The organism is Paludicola sp. MB14-C6 (genome assembly GCF_030908625.1).
Classification (GTDB): domain Bacteria; phylum Bacillota; class Clostridia; order Oscillospirales; family Ruminococcaceae; genus Paludihabitans.
Genome location: NZ_CP133133.1, coordinates 188,942 through 208,658 on the forward strand (window position 1 = coordinate 188,942; position 19,717 = coordinate 208,658).

Below are 19,717 nucleotides of genomic sequence, written 5' to 3' on the forward strand. Positions count from 1 at the left end.
ATCAGAAACGGTTTCGGTAACGGTTTCGGTAACGTTTCCAGTACACTTGCATTATAGCAAAAGAAATTTCTATTTGCAATACAGTTTTATCAAAAACGTCAATATTTACTAACAATATTATATTTTTAGTGCATTTTGCACAATCAATACTATAAGTTTGGAAATTATAAACTTAATATTAGTAATTAATGCATTTAATTTTAGTAATCGGTTTTATACAAGATAAATTGATAAAAATAGATATTGAATAAAATCATTAGGTTAAATAGATTCCTACTCTATGCAACTATTAAAATATTGAACAATTTTTTAAAAAAATAGAAGTTACACAATGCTCAATTAAATACTCTGAATTTTTTTACCAATATATGAGAACACTAACAAATGATGATTTTCATATTGGAGGGTAAATGAATTTTGGAATATTTGAATCAAGAATTACAAGAAAAGTTAAAAGCATATATAAGCGAATTTATAGAATCTAAGTTTATTTCATCTAAATGTTTGATAAAACAGGTTCGATCTTCAAGGAGAACCATTCGAAAATATTATAATAGCTTAATGCCATATAGCAATACATCTGGATTTGAGCGTTTGTTTTGTGATAGTTACTATAAGGTTGAACGGGAATCTCACTTGATATTGAAACGACTAAAAAATGTTTATCTGCCAGCAAGCAAAGGAAAATGTAATATTGATTTGTATGGCTTTTTCGATTGTGTTTTACAAAGCCATTGTATCATTAATACAGATAGCATTATTGATTTAATTGGTCTTTTTGAAGAAAAGAGATACATGAAAAATGTAGAATTTGATTTTATTGAAGTAATTTTAAAATGTGCAGCAGTAAATAATATTGCAGAACTCATTAAGAAAAAGAATTTTGAATATACCCTTCTTGATCGTTGTATTGGGGTAATATACGCATCAGAACAGGCTGATTATGAATATATTATTGAAAAAAAGAACCGACTAGAATATCTATTAAAGCAAGACCCATCAGGAGTATATAGCAAGCAATCAGACGTTACCCAAAAGCACTATCGTTATATTATTTCAAAAATGGCACGTATTACTTTAGAAGATGAATTACTTTTAACGAGGCAGTTCCTAGCAAAGGCAAAAGAAAGTGAATGTAAAAAGCACATTGGTTTTTATATATATGAAGCATATGAAATATATAAAAAGAATGCCTATAAGAGAAAACTGCATTTAACTCTACTGTATTCTTTAAGCATTTTTCTTACAGTAGGTATCAGCATTTTATTTCATACTTGGTATTTGATACCTCTTATTTTTTTACCAATTATTGAAATCATTCGTCCTATGGTGGAATGCTTCATATTGAAAGGCGTAGAACATGATTATGCACCTAGAATGGATTTTCATTCCATTGTTCCTGAGGAGTGCAAAACAGTAGTTGTAGTATCAACCCTTATGCCGGAAATAAACGAATTAGCAAGTTTTAAAACTAAACTAGAACATTTAATCCTAACAAATTCAAAAGGCGCAATATCTTTTGTTGTTTTATTAGATTATAAACCGGCAAAAGAACAAGAAATGCCACTAGATTCCGAAAAATTAAATGGTTTAGATAAGGCTGTTAAAGAAATCAACCGGCTATATCAAAATAAGCTGTTAGCAATTGTTCGTAAAAGAGAATATAGTCAAACGCAGGGCGTATATACAGGAAGAGAACGCAAAAGAGGAGCAATATGTGATTTAGTATCTACTATTCATGGAAAGGACATTAAATTTGCACATACTTGCGGTGATTTAGAGATTCTAACAGATGTTAAATATTTGATGGCACTCGACTATGATACAAAACTATTATTGGACAGTGTTTGTGAGCTTGTTGAAATAGCTGCGCATCCATTGAATCAACCAATAGTGAATTACGAAACAAAAATCGTGGAAAGTGGTTATGGAATTATTCTCCCACACATTGTAATTGATTTAAAAGAGTCTATGAAAACAATGTTTACACGTATTATGGGCGGTATTGGTGGTAATTCATGTTATGATAGTGGATGTAGTGAATTTTATCAAGAATTGTACGGTAATTCTGTTTTTACTGGTAAAGGTTTAATTGATGTTAATGCATTTTTTCAAGTAATGCAGAATGAATTTGAACCTGAAACAGTATTAAGCCATGATATTATTGAAGGATTGGCTTTGCGTGTTCGTCATGCAGGGGGCGTAGAAGTTGTAGATGGATTTCCTTATAATGCAACAGCATATTTTAAGAGACTGCATCGTTGGATTCGTGGCGATTTTCAAAATATTGCATTTTTATTTCGTAAGAGACATGAAAAAAATATTGGAATTCAAAATCATCTTAAAAAAATTGACAGATATAAGATATTGGATAACATTCGCAGAGAAATAACGCCTATATTTTCAATAGTGTGTTTGATTATATCGTGTTTTGTTGATTTTCAAATTTCAATTTTTCTCTTTCTTATCGCCATACTGGCAGTAACAGCACCGTATTTGTTTGCAATTCTTGTAAAGCTTATTCATGGTTCTATTACAGCTTTTACTACAAGAACCTACGCAAAAACGCTTCCGATTACTGCTGAACTTTTTACAAAAGCAGTCGCAGAATTAATTTTGTTACCTCAATATGCCTATATTTCATTAGATGCCGGAATTAGGGGACTATATCGACGATTTATTTCAAAGAAAAATATGTTAGAATGGGTTACTGCTGCTCAAGTACAAAATCAAAAACATGGTATTACAACAGAATTATTATATTATTATCCTTGTATTATACTTCCTGTGGCATTACTATTTGCACCATATCTTTATTTAAAGATAGCAGCAATTGTTTTTTTGCTCTCAGTTTCTTTTGTCTTGTTGTCAAAAAAAGTATTCAAAGACAAACCAATTTCCATAACAAGACATCAACAAAATGTGTTGGTTCAAGATGTTAAAATAATGTGGGATTATTATCAGGACTTATGTAATGAAGAAAATCATTTCTTACCTCCTGATAATATGCAAGAAGCACCTGTGTTTCGTATTGCACACAGAACTTCACCAACTAACATCGGTATGATGCTATTGTCTGCTCTCACAGCGAGAGATTTTGATATTATTACAACGGACCAATTGGTGTTTTATGTTGAAAATGTTCTTGCTACAGTAGACTCATTGGAAAAGTTTCATGGAAATTTATTTAATTGGTATGATACGATGTCGTTAGCTACACTAGAACCTGCATTTGTATCAACTGTGGATAGTGGAAATTTTATTTGTAGTTTAGTTTGCTTAAAAGAAGGATTAAAGGAATATGAATTTGAGCATCAAAATATTAGAGCTTTGATAAAAAAAATAGAAAGCTTAATAGATGATGCAGACCTATCTGTTTTTTATGACAAACGACGTGGATTATTTACTATCGGCTATGATCGAACAAGCGATAGTTTTAGTTTATCTCATTATGATATGTTAATGAGCGAAGCGCGAATGACAAGTTATTTTGCTATAGCAAAAGGACAAGTACCTAAAAAACATTGGGGTTCTTTGAATCGAACATTATCTCGCCAAGGAGTGCATACCGGTCCAATGTCGTGGACCGGAACAATGTTTGAATATTTTATGCCTGAGCTGCTTTTGCATAGTGTTAAGGGCTCCTTTGGCTATGAAGCGTTGCATTATTGTATTCAATGTCAAAAAAACAGAGTAAAAAAATATCCAATCCCTTATGGAATTTCAGAAAGCGGCATTTACCGATTTGATAACAGTTTAAATTATCAATATCAAGCAAATGGCGTACAACGACTGGGACTAAAACGAGGCATGAATGATGAACTGGTTATTAGCCCTTATTCCTCATTTTTATGTTTGCCGCAAGACTTTGAATCGGCGTATCATAATATTAAATTGATTGAAAGCATTCAAGTGAAAGGCAAGTATGGTTTTTACGAAGCGATTGACTATACAAGAAAACGAATTGGCGATAATAGTCTTCGTGTCATTAAAAGCTATATGGCGCATCATATCGGGATGAGTATTATTGCTGTGAATAATTTGATTAACAATAATATTATGCAAAAACGTTTTTTGCGTGATTTAGATATGTCTAGTGCAATTGAATTACTACAAGAAAAAATACAAGTTGGTGAAATTGTGTTTTTTGAACAACGAAAAAGAGAACATCAAATTGTGCCTGAAGAAATCGTTCATGATTATTGTGAAAAATTAAACCCATGTAATCCAAAAATAAAGCTGTTAAATAATGGGGAATTAACGAGTGTGATAACTGATATAGGTGCATCTTTTATTCAATACAATTCTGTTGATATTACAAGACGTCCAACGGATTTACTTCGTGCACCATTAGGAACATTTGCATTTTTACAAACAAAGGATAAAATTCTATCATTAACCTATGCACCAAGCTACGATTCCGGCTGTAAATATGAAACAGAGTTTACGAAGTATAGCACAAAATTTTATTGTGATTATCAATCTATCAAAACAGAAATAGAAGTTACAATGCATCGGGTATTACCTTGTGAGCAACGTAAAATTCAAATTCACAACACAGAAAAAGGTTTGCTTGATACAGCTTTGATAATTTACGCAGAACCTTGTTTATTTGGATTTATGGATGATATTACACATAAAGCATTTTCAAAGTTATTTTTAAATATATCCATTGATAAGGAAACAAATATAATTATCGCTTCAAGAAAGAAACGCGGAAGTGAAGCAATTGTTTTTATGGCAATAGGGTTTAAAGAAGATATTTCATTTGATTTAGAAAGCAATAGAGAAAATATCTTTACCAGGGGTAATTTGTCATCTGTAAAGTATTGTGCATTTACAGATGAATTTGAAGGAGGAACCGGTGTGCCAGATCCATGTATTGCTCTTCGAGTGAAAGTGAATTGCAAGCCGAATGATAAAGCTGAGTATACATTGCTAACAGCAATCGGAAAGAGTAAAACGGAAGCAATTATGCACATCAAAGCTGTACGAGAATGTGAAGGTGTAAAAGAACAAATCGCCGCTAAAAGCGAATTGGAACATGGCACATTGACACATCGAATAGCACAAGTGCTATTGCCACAAGTTATTTTTCAAACAAATTTATCCTCTTCTATTATTAATGCTATTTCAAAGAACACTTTGGGAGTAAACGGACTATGGTCAATGGGTATCTCAGGTGATTTACCAATTGTTATTGTTGATGTTTTAAATAAAAATGATATGGAACGTGTTGATGTTTATTCTATTTGTCATGCATTGTTTCGTTTGAATGGAATTCAATTTGATTTAATCTTTTTATATCAAGAAGATGAAGAAGAAACGGAAACGATCAATGCAATTCAGGCAAGAGTTAAAATGAACTGTGGAGAAAGTTCGATTGGACAAAAAGGCGGAATCTATTTACTGAAACGTATGCAAATAGATGAGGAGCATTTAAATTTACTTTATGCAACAGCTTGTCATGTTGCAACCAGAAGTTTAGTGAGAATAGAGATACCCACTTTTCCATATCAACCAGTTCAAATAAAATCCGTTCAAAAGCAAAATTTAGATTGTAAATGTGGCTATCATGTAAATGGCGGTGTTTTCATTGATAATAGTTTTTATGTAACAGAAACACCAAAACTACCTTGGTGTCATATACTGTCTAATCCGACTTTTGGCACTTTGATGTCTGACAAGTGTTTGGGCTTTACATGGGCAATTAACTCTAGAGAAAATAAATTAACTCCATGGTACAATGATACCATACGAGATAATAACGGCGAAATGCTCTGCTTGAATTTGGACGATCATTATTTTGATTTATTAGATGGTTCACTAGTGGAATACAACCCAAATTACGCTTGCTATTATGGTGAAACTCCTAGCTTTACCAGTAAAGTAACCGTTACAGTTCCTCGAAAAGGCATGATAAAGTATATTAATGTTGAATTACAAAATCATTCCGAGAAAGCAAAAACAATAAGTTTATGTTATTATACGGAACCTGTTTTAAATGTAACGCGAACAAATTCTCGCTTTATAAATGGTGGTTTTGAAGAAAATATTTTACTATTTCAAAATCCTTTTAATTTATCGGGTAAAGCTTTTGTGGGGATGAGTTGCACCGAAGAAGTTACTTCTTATTTCTGTGATCGCCCACAATTTCTATGTGGTAGGTGGGAAGAAAATTCATTACCACCAAAACAAGATTTATGTGGAGCTTTGGTGATAACAAAAGAAATAAAGCCCAATGAAACTTTAAATCTTACTTTTATGCTTTGTTTTGCTATGAGTAAGCAAGGCGTTATAGAACAGATTCGATTACAACCACATGAAGCATATTTCCCGGAAAATAGTATTCAAGTTAATTCAAACGAAAAAGCATATGACTTTATGGTTAATACTTGGCTGCCTCACCAGATGTTGGCTTCAAGAATTTACGGTAGAACAGGATTTTATCAATGTGGCGGCGCATATGGTTTTCGAGATCAATTACAAGATGTTTTTTCTTATATGCCTCTTTCACCAACATTAACACGAACACACATTATTCGTTGCTGTGCAAGTCAATTTGAAGAAGGAGATGTAATGCATTGGTGGCATATTATGCCGAAAAGTGGAGGAGGTAAGAAGGGAGTTCGTACTCGATACTCAGATGATTTAGTGTGGCTTCCATATGTTGTAAGCCAATATCTCGATTTTACGAATGATCAAACTTTATTAGATATACCTGTGAAATATTTAATCGCTCCTGAATTACAACCAAAACAGAAAGATCATTATCTCGAGGCTGAATATACTGAGTATCGGGAAAGTGTCTATGAACATTGCAAACGTGCATTGAATAAAGCTTATGTTTTAGGTAATCATGGTTTACCTAAAATCGGATGTGGAGATTGGAATGATGGATACAGCAAGGTTGGAATAGAAGGAAAAGGGGAGAGTGTGTGGCTTGCACAATTTTTATCTTTAACAATGCAACAATTTAAAAATGTAGCACTACTAAGAAACGATACTGATTTTGCTGAAGAATGTGAAACAAGATCTTGTGCACTCTTACAAGTAGTTGATCAATTTTGTTACGATAAAGACCATTATATTCGAGCATTTTTCGATAACGGACAAGTAATGGGCTCTTATCAAAGTGAAGAATGTAAAATTGATTCATTAACGCAAAGCTTTAGTGTACTTGCGAATATGCCGAATAAAGAGAGAACTTTAACTGCACTTGAAACCGCATATCATTCTTTGGTTGATGAAGAGTTTGGCATCATTAAATTGTTTACGCCCCCATATGATGCATCTGAGCAAGATCCCGGCTATGTAAAAGCATATCCAAGAGGTGTACGAGAAAACGGAGGGCAATACACTCATGCATCAATTTGGTTTGCAATGGCTTTTGCAAAGATGGAACAAAAAGAACGGTTTTTTCAATTAGCAAAATACCTAAATCCTATATCAAAATATGAGAATGATCCAATTTCAGATTGCTATCTAAATGAACCTTATTATATGTCTGCTGATATTTATACGAATGAATATAGCTATGGAAGGGGCGGATGGAGCCTATATACAGGTGCAGCAGGATGGTATTATCAATTACTGTTACAATATTATTTTGGAATTCATCTCAATTTAAAAAGTATTGTTTTCGAGCCAAAGCTACCTTTTGATAGTGAAGGGTATCATGTGAATATCAATATGGATGGTAATAAAATTGAAACCGATATTTCAAATTATCAAAAGAAGAACATTCAATTTTAAGTAAAAATATGGATATTTATATCTATTTCTAGTTTCGTTCATTGACAAATAGCATAATTCTTGCTATTATAAAATAGTATAAGTATGAAGCAATGACTTTGTATGACATAATGAGCGATTGGAGAGCTGTAGATGGAAAATAGATGTTTTGCTTGTATGAATATCATAGAAGGCAATCACTGTGACCGTTGTGGAAATGACAATGGAGATTTAAGCGATATTTTAAAGCAACAGCTTAAACCAGGTATTATAATAAGAGATAGATTTTATATCGGACTCGTTATTGAGCATAACGGTGAGGGTATGACGTATGTTGCATATGACCTCGAAGAAAAGAAACGAGTACGCATTCGTGAATTTTTCCCTGATCCTCTTTGCTTTCGGAAAGCTGACGGAATTACAGTTGGCATCAATCAGGGCTGTGAGATTCAATATAAATCATTATTAACAGATTTTGCAGAACTTTCAAAACAGTTAATTGATTTAAAGAGTAATCATTGCTTATTAAGAGCAAAAATGATTTTTGCAAAGAATGAGACACTGTATACAGTATACGAAGATGTTGCAGGAATGACATTTACTCGATATTTAATTGAAAATGCAGGAGAATTAAGCTGGGAAGAAACCGAGAATTTATTCTTACCATTGCTTTACACGGTTAAATTATTAAATTCAAATGGAATTATTCATCGAGGTATCAGCCCTGAAACAATTTTAGTAACGAAAAACAATGAATTGAAGTTAACTGGTGTTTGTATTAGTGCGGTTAGAGCAATTAACAGTGAAATAAAACCCGAATTATTTATTGGCTACGCTGCGCCTGAACAATATCAAAAGTGTATTAGTTATGGGGAATGGACTGACGTTTATTCGCTATCAGCTGTTTTGTATAAGGCTTTAACAGGAACAATGCCCCCAAGATCTGATATGCGTGATGTTGATCATTCGTTAATGGCACCAATTCAATTAAATCCACGTATCCCAGTAGCTGTGTCTGAAGCAATTGTAAGAGGCTTAGCATATGAAAAAGAGTATAGAACTTATAATGTGAAACAACTAATAGGCGCCTTATATTCTTCTCAACAAAACGATGAAATTGAAGAAATTAATGTAAAATCTAATACTAACAAAAAGCATAAACTTCCGCTTTGGTTAACAGTTATTTTAATTTCATTTCCGATCATGCTAATAGCATTTTTCTTGATGTATTATTTAGTTTTGGGAAGAGATAATAAGCCAAAAGCAAGTTCATCTAACACTTCGAGCATTGTAAGCTCTGTTACTGAGAGCAGCAAGCCCGATAAACAAGAAAAGCCTTCTTCAAATGCAGTACCGGTGTTTTCTGTTGATAACTTTGAAGGTATGTATTATAACGATATTATGAATGCAACATCAAATGGTGGGATCACATATAAAGACATGTTTACCTTTAAAAAAGTTGAAGAGTTTAGTGATACTGCCGAGATGGGAATAGTAACAAAGCAAAGCATTGCACCAAATGAGAGTAAACCAAAAGGTACTGAAATTGAGCTTACTGTAAGCAAGGGTGCTCAAAAGGTTAATTTACCACCAATAGTTGATCCGAGTGGTAATCCAATTAAGCTTGAGGACTATAAAAAGTTTTTAACTGATCATGGAATTGAGAGTGTTGTTGAGCGTGTTGATAGCTCTGAAGTTCCAAGCGGTCATGTCGTTAAATTGAGCCAACCGCCTGAATCAGAAGTTGATCGTGCTGTAATAACGTCAATTACTATTTATGTAGCGAAATAAAAAATAAAAACTGAGCTTAGCTCAGTTTTATTTTTTTAATATGGTTGACTTTTTGCAGAACACACTATATACTATTAAATGACGACCATGACACAATATGTAGTGGTTGAGATCAACAAGTGTTGACAATATAAGCTGAATGGGAGAATTACAATGATTACGACAATCACAAAACGTGACGGAAGATCCGTTCCATTTAATCTAGAAAAGATAGCAAAAGCTATTTTTAAGGCAGCTCAAGCTGCTGGCGGAAATAACTATGATGAATCGCTCGAACTTTCTTATAAAGTTTGTGATTATATAGAGCAAATACTTCAAACAAGAAATCCAAGTGTAGAACAAGTTCAAGATGCAGTTGAAAAAGTATTGATTGAAGAAGGTCATACTCAAACTGCAAAAAAATATATTCTTTATCGTGCAGAACGTACACGTGTTAGAGAGATGAATACTAAGTTAATGAAGATTTACGAGGATTTGACTTTTAAATCTGCTGACGAAGTTGACATTAAACGTGAAAACGCAAATATTGATGGAGATACTGCTATGGGAACCATGCTACGCTATGGATCCGAAGGCTCAAAGCAATTTTACGAAATGTATGTTTTAGATCCTGCACACGCTCGTGCTCATGCGCAAGGTGATATACATATTCATGATTTGGATTTTTATACATTAACAACAACTTGTTGTCAAATTGATATTGTAAAGTTATTTAAAAATGGATTTTGTACAGGTCATGGTTTCTTACGAGAGCCAAATGATATTCGCAGTTATTCTGCATTGGCATGTATTGCAATCCAATCAAATCAAAATGATCAACATGGAGGACAAAGTATTCCTAATTTTGAATATGGAATGGCTAATGGAGTCAAAAAAACATATGCAAAACTATATACATCTAATTTAGCCAAAGCATTGGAATTAGTTGCAGATATTGAGGATTCATTCAGTGTTGCAAAAGAAATTAGAAGTAAAATTGATGCAGAACATGCAACAATCCCTGTATTAGCAAATAATAATGGTTATATGGAATATGAAGCAGAAGAATTAAAAAAATATGTAGATGCGGATAAAATTGCAATGATACAAAAATTTGTATTGAAAGAAGCCGTTAAAGAAACAGATAAAGCAACATTTCAAGCAATGGAAGCACTTATTCATAACTTAAATACTATGCATTCTCGTGCCGGTGCTCAAATTCCATTTAGCTCAATTAACTATGGTTTAGATACATCAGCAGAAGGCAGAATGGTTATGAAAAACCTTCTATTGGCTCAAGAAAAAGGCTTGGGTAATGGCGAAACTCCTATATTCCCAATCCATATTTTTAAAGTAAAAGAAGGTATTAACTATAATCCTGAAGATCCGAACTATGATTTATTTAAATTAGCTTGCAGAGTATCTGCAAAACGTCTATTCCCGAATTTTTCATTCATGGATGCTCCATTTAACCTTCAGTATTATAAAGAAGGTGACTATAATAGTGAAGTTGCATATATGGGATGCAGAACAAGGGTTGCAGCAAATAATTATAATAAAGCTAATGAAATTACAAGTGGTAGAGGTAACTTAAGCTTTACATCTATAAACTTGCCACGTTTAGGAATTGAAGCAAAAGGCGATATTAACAAGTTTTATGAAATGTTGGATGAAAAAATTGAATTAGTTGCAAGTCAACTTTTGCATCGTTTGAAGATTCAAGGACAAAAAAGAGTTAAGAACTATCCGTTCTTAATGGGCCAAGGGGTTTGGATTGATTCCGACAAGCTTGGTTATAATGACAGTATAGCCGAAGTGTTAAAAAATGGTACGTTAACTGTTGGATTTATTGGTCTTGCTGAAACTTTAGTTGCTTTGATTGGTGAACATCACGGTCAAAGCGAAAGAGCAAGAAAATTAGGCTATGAAATCGTTGCAAGAATGCGCCAAAGAATGGATGAAAAGTCACAAGAAACAGGCTTGAATTTCTCTGTTATTGCAACTCCTGCAGAAGGTCTATCCGGTCGTTTTGTTCGTATGGATAAAGAGCGTTATGGCATAATTAAAGGAGTTACAGATAGAGATTACTATACAAACTCCTTCCATATTCCAGTTTACTTTAATATCAGTGCATTTGATAAGATTAGAATTGAAGCTCCATATCATGACTTAACAAATGGTGGACATATTAGCTATGTTGAATTAGATGGTGATCCAAGCAAAAACTTGGATGCATTTGAACAAGTAGTACGTTGTATGAAAGAAAGCGGAATAGGATATGGATCCATTAACCACCCGGTTGACAGAGATCCAGTATGTGGCTACTCAGGAATCATAGAAAATGAATGTCCAAAATGCGGACGAAAAGAAGCCGTTGGTCAACCAAAATTTGAACGTATTAGAAGAATAACAGGTTATTTAGTTGGAACAGTAGATCGTTTTAATGACGCAAAACGTGCTGAAGAAAAAGACCGTGTAAAACATATGTAAGATTGTGTCAATTGTTTTTGATACATAAAGTTTATTGCAAAGACCTCTCGTGTTTACGAGGGGTTTTTGCTGCGAATAAAGAAAAGAGGAACTTCCATGGATAAGCAAGTCAAACTATCGGGTGTTGTAAAAGAGTCTATCGTTGATGGAAAAGGAATTCGTTATGTGATATTCACTCAAGGATGCCCCCATAATTGTGAGGGCTGTCATAACCCTGACACGCATGACTTTGCCAAAGGCTATTTTGAATCAACTCAAGTTTTATTTGAACAAATTAAAAGCAATCCACTTTTAAAAGGAATTACGTTAAGTGGTGGAGAGCCATTTTGTCAAGCTGAAGCATTGTTAGATTTAGTCAAAAAGGTCAAAGCAATTGGAAAAGATGTATGGGCATATTCCGGATATACTTATGAGCAATTACAGCAACAACCACAACCTTTTGCAAAAGAATTATTAAATGAAGTTGATGTATTAGTTGATGGGAAATTTGTTTTGAGTCAAAGAGATTTAACATTATTATTTCGTGGGAGTAAAAATCAACGTTTGATTGATTGCAATAAGACAAGAGCAGCAAATGATATTGTCTTATTTTCATAATTTGTTAATTGCATTAAGCTATTCAAAATGATATGATAGCTTTTGAATGATTTTATTATGGAGGACAAGATGAAAAAAATACTTTGTTTTATTTTAATACTTTCGATGGTATTGGTTTTTGTCGGATGTGGCGATAGTAAAAAACCAATTCGCCTAAGTTATGATATAAAAGAGGAACCTCAAAATCTTGACCCTCAAACTGCCACCGATAAGGCATCTTTGTTAGTCATTAGCAATGTTTTTGAAGGTTTGATGGTAATGGATGATGAAGGTAAATTGAAACCGGGAATGGCAAAAAGTTATCATGTTAGTTCAGATAAGCTTACTTATACTTTCCAGCTTCGTGAAAATATAAAATGGAATGATGATAACGATAAAACGACGGATCAACCAGTTACGGCTGATGATTTTGTTTTTGCATTTAAGCGTCTAATTGATCCCGAAACGAATTCAAAACACGCAAAATTGTTTTATTGTATTAAAAATGCACAAGCCATTAACGAAGGAAAAGCTTCTATTGATACTCTAGGTGTTACAGCAACGGCTAAGAATGAGATTACATTTCGCTTAGAATATGCAAATGATAATTTTTTACGATTATTAACGAAAACAAGTGCTGTACCATGCAACCAAGCTTTTTTTGAACAAACCAAAGGTAAGTATGGATTAGAACCATATACAATTATGGTAAATGGTCCATTTGTATTAGCAAAATGGACGCATAAAGAGAGCATGCGTTTAGTACATAATGATAATTACTACAATCAAGCAAATGTAATGCCATCTTCAATTAGCTTGTGGATACAAACAAAATCAAAAGATGAATTACAACAAGAAAAAGAAAAAAATATTGTAATTGATAATTCGGTTGAAAGATTATTAGAGGAAAAAACAGTTGGTGGAATGATTGACGGTTTTAATTTTAATAAGATAAGTAAAAAAGGATTTGACTCTGAGGCAATGGAAGGCTCAACTTGGGGAATTGCTTTTAACTTTAATAATAAAGATTTGAACAACAAAAATATTAGGCAAGCCATAGCAACAGCTTTTGATAGAAGTACCTATGAAAGTATATTGCCAAAAAGTATGTCATTGGCAACAGCAATAGTTCCTAATAGCATTATGATTGCACAGCAAAGCTATCGTGAATATGTTGGAAAAAATTTAGTTCCGCAATATGATGCAAAGAAAGCATATGAATTGCATTCTAGTGGATTAAAAGAGCTAGGCAAAAATAAAATCAGTGGAATCAGACTTATGGTTCCAAGAAATGCAAATATAGCGTTCAAAGATCATTTTTTATTTCCTTCTCAAGTGCTACAACGAGATTTAGGTATTTTTATAGGGATTGATGAAGTATCGATTGATGAGTATCAATCTCGGTTAAAGAAAGGGGATTTTGATTGCGCAATCGTCAATTTAGCTGCAATAGAAAATTCTCCGAGATCTATTTTGAGTCAATTTCATACAGGAAGTGATTTGAATTATTATGGTTATAGTAGTTCTTCGGTGGATCAAAATTTAGATAAATCAGCTGAATTATCTGATGATAACCAAATAATAGATTGCTTTAAATTAGTAGAACAACAAATTATTGATGATGTTGCTTTTATCCCAATGTATTATAAAACAGATTATTTTGTAACAAGCCAATCTATTAAAAAATTGAAATACAACAGACAAACAGGAATGGTTTTGTTTAAAGATGTGAAAAAGAACTAATGGAATTCAGTATGTTATCAATATAGATTTTTAATTTGCTAGTTTATTTATAATTGATGATATAATCAACTTTGGAGGTGTATTTGATATGATAAGGCATATTGTAATGTGGGATTTTAAAGATGAATTGACACATCAAGATAAATTAGAGGCGGCACAAAAAATGAAAGATTCCTTGGAAAAGTTAAAAGATGAAGTTAGCGGTGTAATAGAATTAGAGGTAATAATTCAATCCTTAGCAACCAGTAATGCCGATCTCATGCTTTATAGTAGTTTTGAAAGTGAAAAACATTTGGAAATATATCAAAACCATCCTAAGCATAGACTTGCAGGACAATTTATTAGCTCGGTAACTGTTAATAGAAGATGTGTAGACTATATGATATAACAAAATGCCCTAACTCTATGTTAGGGCATTTTCGATACTCAAATGGGGATTTTATGTTCGTTAACCACCTAATTGAATCATTGCTTCAATGGGATTTTTAGCAGCAAGTCGGAGCTGGTCTTCTAATATAATTTCTTCTCCGCCTGTGCCAAGCATTGCTTTATATACATCCATGATGGTCGTTATTCTCATGTCATGACACATCAATTTTTTAGATAACTGATAAAACTTTCCCTCGGGTTTTACAAGGGATAAATAATCTGCAATACTTTTTTCTGTTCCAATAATGCATTCATCATCATGTGCTAACGCATAATTGATAATTGCCGAAGTTGAGCCAATTACATCACCATAGGCTAAAACTTCTTTTGGTAATTCTGGATGCATTAGTATCGTAGCGTTTGGATGCAATTTTTTAGCTTTTATACAATCTGAAACAGTAACTGCATTATGTATAGGGCAACAGCCGTCCCAAACAATAATGTTTTTTTCAGGTAGTTGCTCTTTTATGTAAGTACCAAGGTTTTTATCAGGTATAAATAAAATATTCTTTTCTTTCATATTTGAAACAATCTTTAAAGCGCTGGAAGATGTTACACATACATCACAAACTGCTTTTAATTCTGCTGTTGTATTGATATAGGCTACAACTTTATATTCAGGGTTATCTTTTTTAAATGCAAGAACACGTTCTGGAGAAATTTGTTCAGCCATTGGGCAAGTAGCAGTAGCTACCGGAAGAATGACTTTCTTTTCAGGAGAAAGCATTTTTAGCGTTTCCGCCATAAAACGAACACCGCACATTACTACCGTTGAACAAGATAAAGTTTGTGCAATTACACTTAATTGATAGGAATCGCCTTTGTAATCTGCAATTTCTAATATATCGGGAGATTGATAGCTGTGTGCTAATATTGCAATGTCTTTTTCTTTTTTTAGTCTTAAAATACTATCTTGAATATCTCTAATCATAAATTTTTATGCTCCATTTCTTGATGTAACAATGGTAATTATAACTTTATCATCATACTACACCTAGCAAGAATAGTCAAACAACGCTTTACATTAAATTCAATCTACTTTATAATATAAATGATAATATTATTTATAAAAACAATAATGTTTTACGTTATCAACAAAAACAATTTGTTTTATAATTGTGCGTTTTGCCAATTATAATAATGATAAAAAAACTAAAACATAAGGAATGAACGAAATGTTATTTTACGATGAAACTAAGTTGGAACTTGCCGCTCTTCGTCCACAACTCGAAGAACTATATAGTGCATTAGGATTAGACCATGCTGTAATAGAAATTGAAAAACTAGAACAACAAGCAGCCGAACCTGATTTTTGGAATGATATGGAGAACTCACAAAAAGTCTTACAAAAAACAAGTCGATTAAAAGCTGTTTTGCATTCTTATCAAAAGTTGGAGAATCAGTTTGAGGATTTACTGGTTTTAATTGATATGGCAATTGAAGAGGACGATGAAACGGTTGAACAAGAAATTAAAGATTCTTATTCAAATTTCAAAAAAGAACTGGAAACAATGAAATTGCAAACCTTGTTAAAAGGTGAGTATGACGCTAAAAATGCAATTCTATCTTTCCATGCAGGCGCAGGTGGAACAGAGGCACAAGATTGGGTTGAAATGCTTTATCGTATGTATACTCGCTGGGCTGAGCGCAAGGGCTTTAAATGTAAAACATTAGATTATCTTTCAGGTGAAGAAGCAGGAATTAAGAGTGTAACGGTTTTAATAGAAGGATTAAATGCATACGGCTTTTTACGTTCCGAATCAGGAGTGCATCGTTTGGTTCGTATTTCACCGTTTGATTCTTCAGGACGCCGTCACACATCATTTGCTTCATTGGAGGTTATGCCTGAAATAGACGATAGTGTAGAAATTAACATTAGACCTGAAGATTTAAAGATTGATACTTTCCGTTCCGGTGGGGCAGGAGGACAACACGTTAATACAACCGACTCTGCTGTTCGAATTACTCATATACCAACAGGCGTTGTTTGTGCTTGTCAAAATGAACGAAGTCAATTTCAAAATCGAGATGTAGCAATGAAAATGTTAAAATCAAAGCTTATTGAAATAAAAGAAAGAGAACATTTGGAGAAAATTGAGGATATCAAGGGTGACCAAAAGGATATTGCTTGGGGCTCCCAAATCCGTTCTTATGTATTTATGCCATATACCTTGGTTAAAGATCATCGTACCAATTTTGAAAATGGTAACGTGAATGCAGTTATGGATGGCGATCTAGATGGTTTTATCAATGCTTATTTAAAGGCAAAAAGTCGTGGTGAAATCTAATGATTACAAATTGTAACAGCTCATTTTCTACCGCATATGATGAAGTAAACGGAAAGTTTTGTTATTGATGAATTTTCAAAATGCTTTTGATTTTGCAAAGGAGTGGTATGAAATGGGCAGTTACATATTGTTTTTTATGATTTTGTTAACAAGTATAATCGGAACGATAGAAATTATTCGTACAATTTATGAGATGTTTTTTTTCAAAAAGCCTGAAACACATACAATATCTGTTTTACCGTTAACCGTGAATACTGAGGATGTAGAATATCTGATTCGAGGTGCATTGTTAAAAACTGACGGTAAATTAATTGTTGTAGATATGGGAATAGATGAATTGGATTCTAACATCATTTCTCGTTTGAATGATCAATATCATCGTATCACTATTGTAAAGCAAAATGAGCTTTGCAACTATATTGGGGCAGTAAGATAAAATGATTGCCTTGAAAGGACGTTATGAATGAATAGAGAGTATGTTGAGCTTTGTGGGAGCGTGGAGAACATTGTTTTCTCTAATGAAGAAACAGGCTTTACTGTGCTGGACTTAAATATAGGAGAAGAACTCATTTGCGTTGTTGGGCAAATGCTTGGTGTTGATGTTGGTGAAGAGCTGAAATTGACGGGTTACTATGATACCCATAAAACCTATGGAATGCAGTTTAAGGTTCAATTATACGAACGAAGATTGCCCGCAACAGCAAATGCAATAGCAAAATATCTTTCTTCCGGAGTGGTAAAAGGTATTGGGCCGGTCACTGCTAGAAGAATTGTGGACAAGTTCGGAACAGATACCTTTAAAATTATTGAGGAAGATCCTAATAAGCTTACCGAAGTAACTGGTATAACAAAGGTTAAAGCCGATAAAATGGCTGAAGAATTTAAACAAGTGTTTGGTATTCGTGCGTTGATGTCATTCTTGTCAGCTCATAAAATTAATGCAATGCAAAGTGTTGCAATCTATAAAAAATGGGGCGTGTTAGCTCTTGATTTAATAAAGCAAAACCCATATGTTTTGGTTGCATTTGAATTTAATATTGACTTTTCTTTGGTTGATGAAATTGCGCAAAGTGTTTCCATTTCAACGGATAGCCCATTACGTATTTCAGCAGGTATGGAATACGTATTATCTTATAATACACAAAACGGCCATACTTGCTTACCAAAGGAAAAGCTAATTCATGCAACTAAAAGCTTGTTAGGGTTATCTTCTGATCAAATTATCGATGTATTAGATACCATGTTGGAAGAAAAGTCGCTTTATTCTTATCAAGCAAATAAAGAGTTGATTTTTTTGCCTATGTTTTATCTTGCACAAAGCTTTATTGTGTCAAGACTACAGCTTATGCTCCAATTATATTCTAATCAAGTTGTAGATGTTGAAAATACCATTCAGTTAATTGAGCAAGAAAAAGGTATTTCATATGAAACGCTGCAAAAGCGAGCAATTGAACAAGCCGTTAAAAATGATGTATTTATTTTAACGGGTGGACCGGGTACCGGTAAAACAACAACTTTAAACGGTATTATTAATGTGTTGGAACAACAAGGTAAGAAGGTTGCAATCGCAGCACCAACCGGTCGTGCAGCAAAACGTATTTCAGAAGTAACAGAACGTGAAGCAAAAACGATTCACCGATTACTAGAAGTTTCTGTTGGTTATGCAAAAAGTGGTAAGCTTGAATTTGTTCATAACGAGCAAAACCCACTTGATTGCGATGTTGTGATTATAGATGAAATGTCAATGGTCGATACAATGCTATTTGATGCATTACTACGTGGAATGAAACCAACCTGCAAGTTGGTTTTAGTTGGTGACTTTCATCAGCTTCCATCTGTTGGTGCTGGAAATATTCTTAGGGATTTAATTGAAAGTGATACGATACCAATGGTTGAATTGACGCATATTTTTCGTCAAGCAGCTCAAAGTTTAATCGTAACGAATGCCCATGCAATCGTAAGTGGGAAAATGCCTGATTTATCAAGAAAAGATAATGATTGCTTTTTTATGCCTGAAACAGATTCCGCAAAAGCTGCTAAAACGATTTTAGATTTATGTTCTTATCGTTTACCAAATACATACAACCTATCTCCGTTTGATGAAATTCAAGTGTTATGTCCACAACGTAAAGGTGAACTTGGGGTTGTAGAGCTTAATAAAAAGTTACAGCAACGGTTGAATCCCCCTAAACCGGAACTATCGGAGTTTAAAAGTGGGTTATATACCTTTCGGGTTGGAGATAAGGTAATGCAAATTAAGAATAATTATGATATCGAGTGGAAAAAAGAAAATGAAGTTGGAATGGGTATTTTCAATGGAGATATTGGTATTATTCGAATGATTGATAAAGGCTCCGGAACATTAGCTGTGGATTTTGATATGCGTTTAGCTTTCTATTCCTTTGAAATGGCAGTTGAACTTGAGTTGGCATATGCCGTTACCGTTCATAAGAGTCAAGGTAGCGAGTTCGAAGCAATTATTGTGCCAATTATGGGTGGATATGATAAATTATATTTTAGAAATCTTCTTTATACCGCAGTTACTAGAGCAAAACGTATTTTGATATTAATTGGTAATAAAAATCGAATTGCTTATATGGTTGAAAATAATTTACGTATGTTACGTTATACAGGCTTAAAGGCAATGCTTCAAAATGCGGTTTTTGATACAAAATAGGGAAGTGGTT

The 19,717-nt window shown here is 33.3% G+C and carries 10 protein-coding genes; 9 read left to right on the forward strand and 1 reads right to left on the reverse strand.

Going from position 1 to position 19,717, the window contains the following annotated elements; translation table 11 throughout:
* Positions 1–417: 417 nt before the first annotated feature.
* The 6 genes from RBG61_RS00820 to RBG61_RS00845 all read left to right on the forward strand — a co-directional run bounded on the left by RBG61_RS00820 (position 418) and on the right by RBG61_RS00845 (position 14,701).
* Complete coding sequence (locus RBG61_RS00820) at positions 418–7,755, forward strand: GH36-type glycosyl hydrolase domain-containing protein (RefSeq protein WP_307944705.1); 7,338 nt, start codon at positions 418–420, stop codon at positions 7,753–7,755.
* A gap of 132 nt (positions 7,756–7,887) precedes the next feature.
* Complete coding sequence (locus tag RBG61_RS00825; RefSeq protein WP_307944706.1) at positions 7,888–9,525, forward strand: PASTA domain-containing protein; 1,638 nt, start codon at positions 7,888–7,890, stop codon at positions 9,523–9,525.
* Positions 9,526–9,678: 153 nt separating this feature from the next.
* Complete coding sequence (locus RBG61_RS00830; protein ID WP_307944708.1) at positions 9,679–11,994, forward strand: anaerobic ribonucleoside triphosphate reductase; 2,316 nt, start codon at positions 9,679–9,681, stop codon at positions 11,992–11,994.
* Positions 11,995–12,090: 96 nt separating this feature from the next.
* The gene (nrdG, locus tag RBG61_RS00835) at positions 12,091–12,591 is read left to right on the forward strand and encodes an anaerobic ribonucleoside-triphosphate reductase activating protein (RefSeq protein ID WP_307944710.1); all 501 of its coding nucleotides are present in this window, start codon (positions 12,091–12,093) and stop codon (positions 12,589–12,591) included.
* 69 nt (positions 12,592–12,660) lie between these two features.
* Positions 12,661–14,313 carry a peptide ABC transporter substrate-binding protein gene (locus tag RBG61_RS00840; RefSeq protein WP_307944711.1) on the forward strand — a complete coding sequence of 551 codons (1,653 nt, stop codon included), beginning with the start codon at positions 12,661–12,663 and terminating at the stop codon, positions 14,311–14,313.
* Between the two features lie 88 nt (positions 14,314–14,401).
* Positions 14,402–14,701, forward strand: a complete 300-nt coding sequence (locus tag RBG61_RS00845; protein ID WP_307944712.1) for a Dabb family protein — start codon at positions 14,402–14,404, stop codon at positions 14,699–14,701.
* A gap of 60 nt (positions 14,702–14,761) precedes the next feature.
* Here RBG61_RS00845 and nadA read toward each other — a convergent pair whose 3' ends face one another.
* Positions 14,762–15,673, reverse strand: coding sequence for a quinolinate synthase NadA (gene nadA, locus RBG61_RS00850; RefSeq protein WP_307944713.1), 912 nt, complete (start codon positions 15,671–15,673; stop codon positions 14,762–14,764).
* A 244-nt stretch (positions 15,674–15,917) separates the two neighbouring features.
* On the opposite strand from nadA, the gene prfB reads away from it, so the two are divergent.
* The 3 genes from prfB to RBG61_RS00865 all read left to right on the forward strand — a co-directional run bounded on the left by prfB (position 15,918) and on the right by RBG61_RS00865 (position 19,707).
* The gene (prfB, locus tag RBG61_RS00855) at positions 15,918–17,030 is read left to right on the forward strand and encodes a peptide chain release factor 2 (protein ID WP_307944715.1); all 1,113 of its coding nucleotides are present in this window, start codon (positions 15,918–15,920) and stop codon (positions 17,028–17,030) included.
* A gap of 112 nt (positions 17,031–17,142) precedes the next feature.
* Positions 17,143–17,466, forward strand: a complete 324-nt coding sequence (locus RBG61_RS00860; RefSeq protein WP_307944716.1) for a hypothetical protein — start codon at positions 17,143–17,145, stop codon at positions 17,464–17,466.
* A gap of 27 nt (positions 17,467–17,493) precedes the next feature.
* Positions 17,494–19,707 carry an ATP-dependent RecD-like DNA helicase gene (locus tag RBG61_RS00865; protein ID WP_307944718.1) on the forward strand — a complete coding sequence of 738 codons (2,214 nt, stop codon included), beginning with the start codon at positions 17,494–17,496 and terminating at the stop codon, positions 19,705–19,707.
* Positions 19,708–19,717: the final 10 nt, after the last annotated feature.

Excerpts from the sequence above, each read along its gene's own strand:
- RBG61_RS00825 (WP_307944706.1), top strand. The coding sequence starts at position 7,888 with ATGGAAAATAGATGTTTTGCTTGTATGAATATCATAGAAGGCAATCAC.
- RBG61_RS00830 (WP_307944708.1), top strand. The coding sequence starts at position 9,679 with ATGATTACGACAATCACAAAACGTGACGGAAGATCCGTTCCATTTAAT.
- nrdG (WP_307944710.1), top strand. The coding sequence starts at position 12,091 with ATGGATAAGCAAGTCAAACTATCGGGTGTTGTAAAAGAGTCTATCGTT.
- RBG61_RS00840 (WP_307944711.1), top strand. The coding sequence starts at position 12,661 with ATGAAAAAAATACTTTGTTTTATTTTAATACTTTCGATGGTATTGGTT.
- RBG61_RS00845 (WP_307944712.1), top strand. The coding sequence starts at position 14,402 with ATGATAAGGCATATTGTAATGTGGGATTTTAAAGATGAATTGACACAT.
- nadA (WP_307944713.1), bottom strand. The coding sequence starts at position 15,673 with ATGATTAGAGATATTCAAGATAGTATTTTAAGACTAAAAAAAGAAAAA.
- prfB (WP_307944715.1), top strand. The coding sequence starts at position 15,918 with ATGTTATTTTACGATGAAACTAAGTTGGAACTTGCCGCTCTTCGTCCA.
- RBG61_RS00860 (WP_307944716.1), top strand. The coding sequence starts at position 17,143 with ATGGGCAGTTACATATTGTTTTTTATGATTTTGTTAACAAGTATAATC.
- RBG61_RS00865 (WP_307944718.1), top strand. The coding sequence starts at position 17,494 with ATGAATAGAGAGTATGTTGAGCTTTGTGGGAGCGTGGAGAACATTGTT.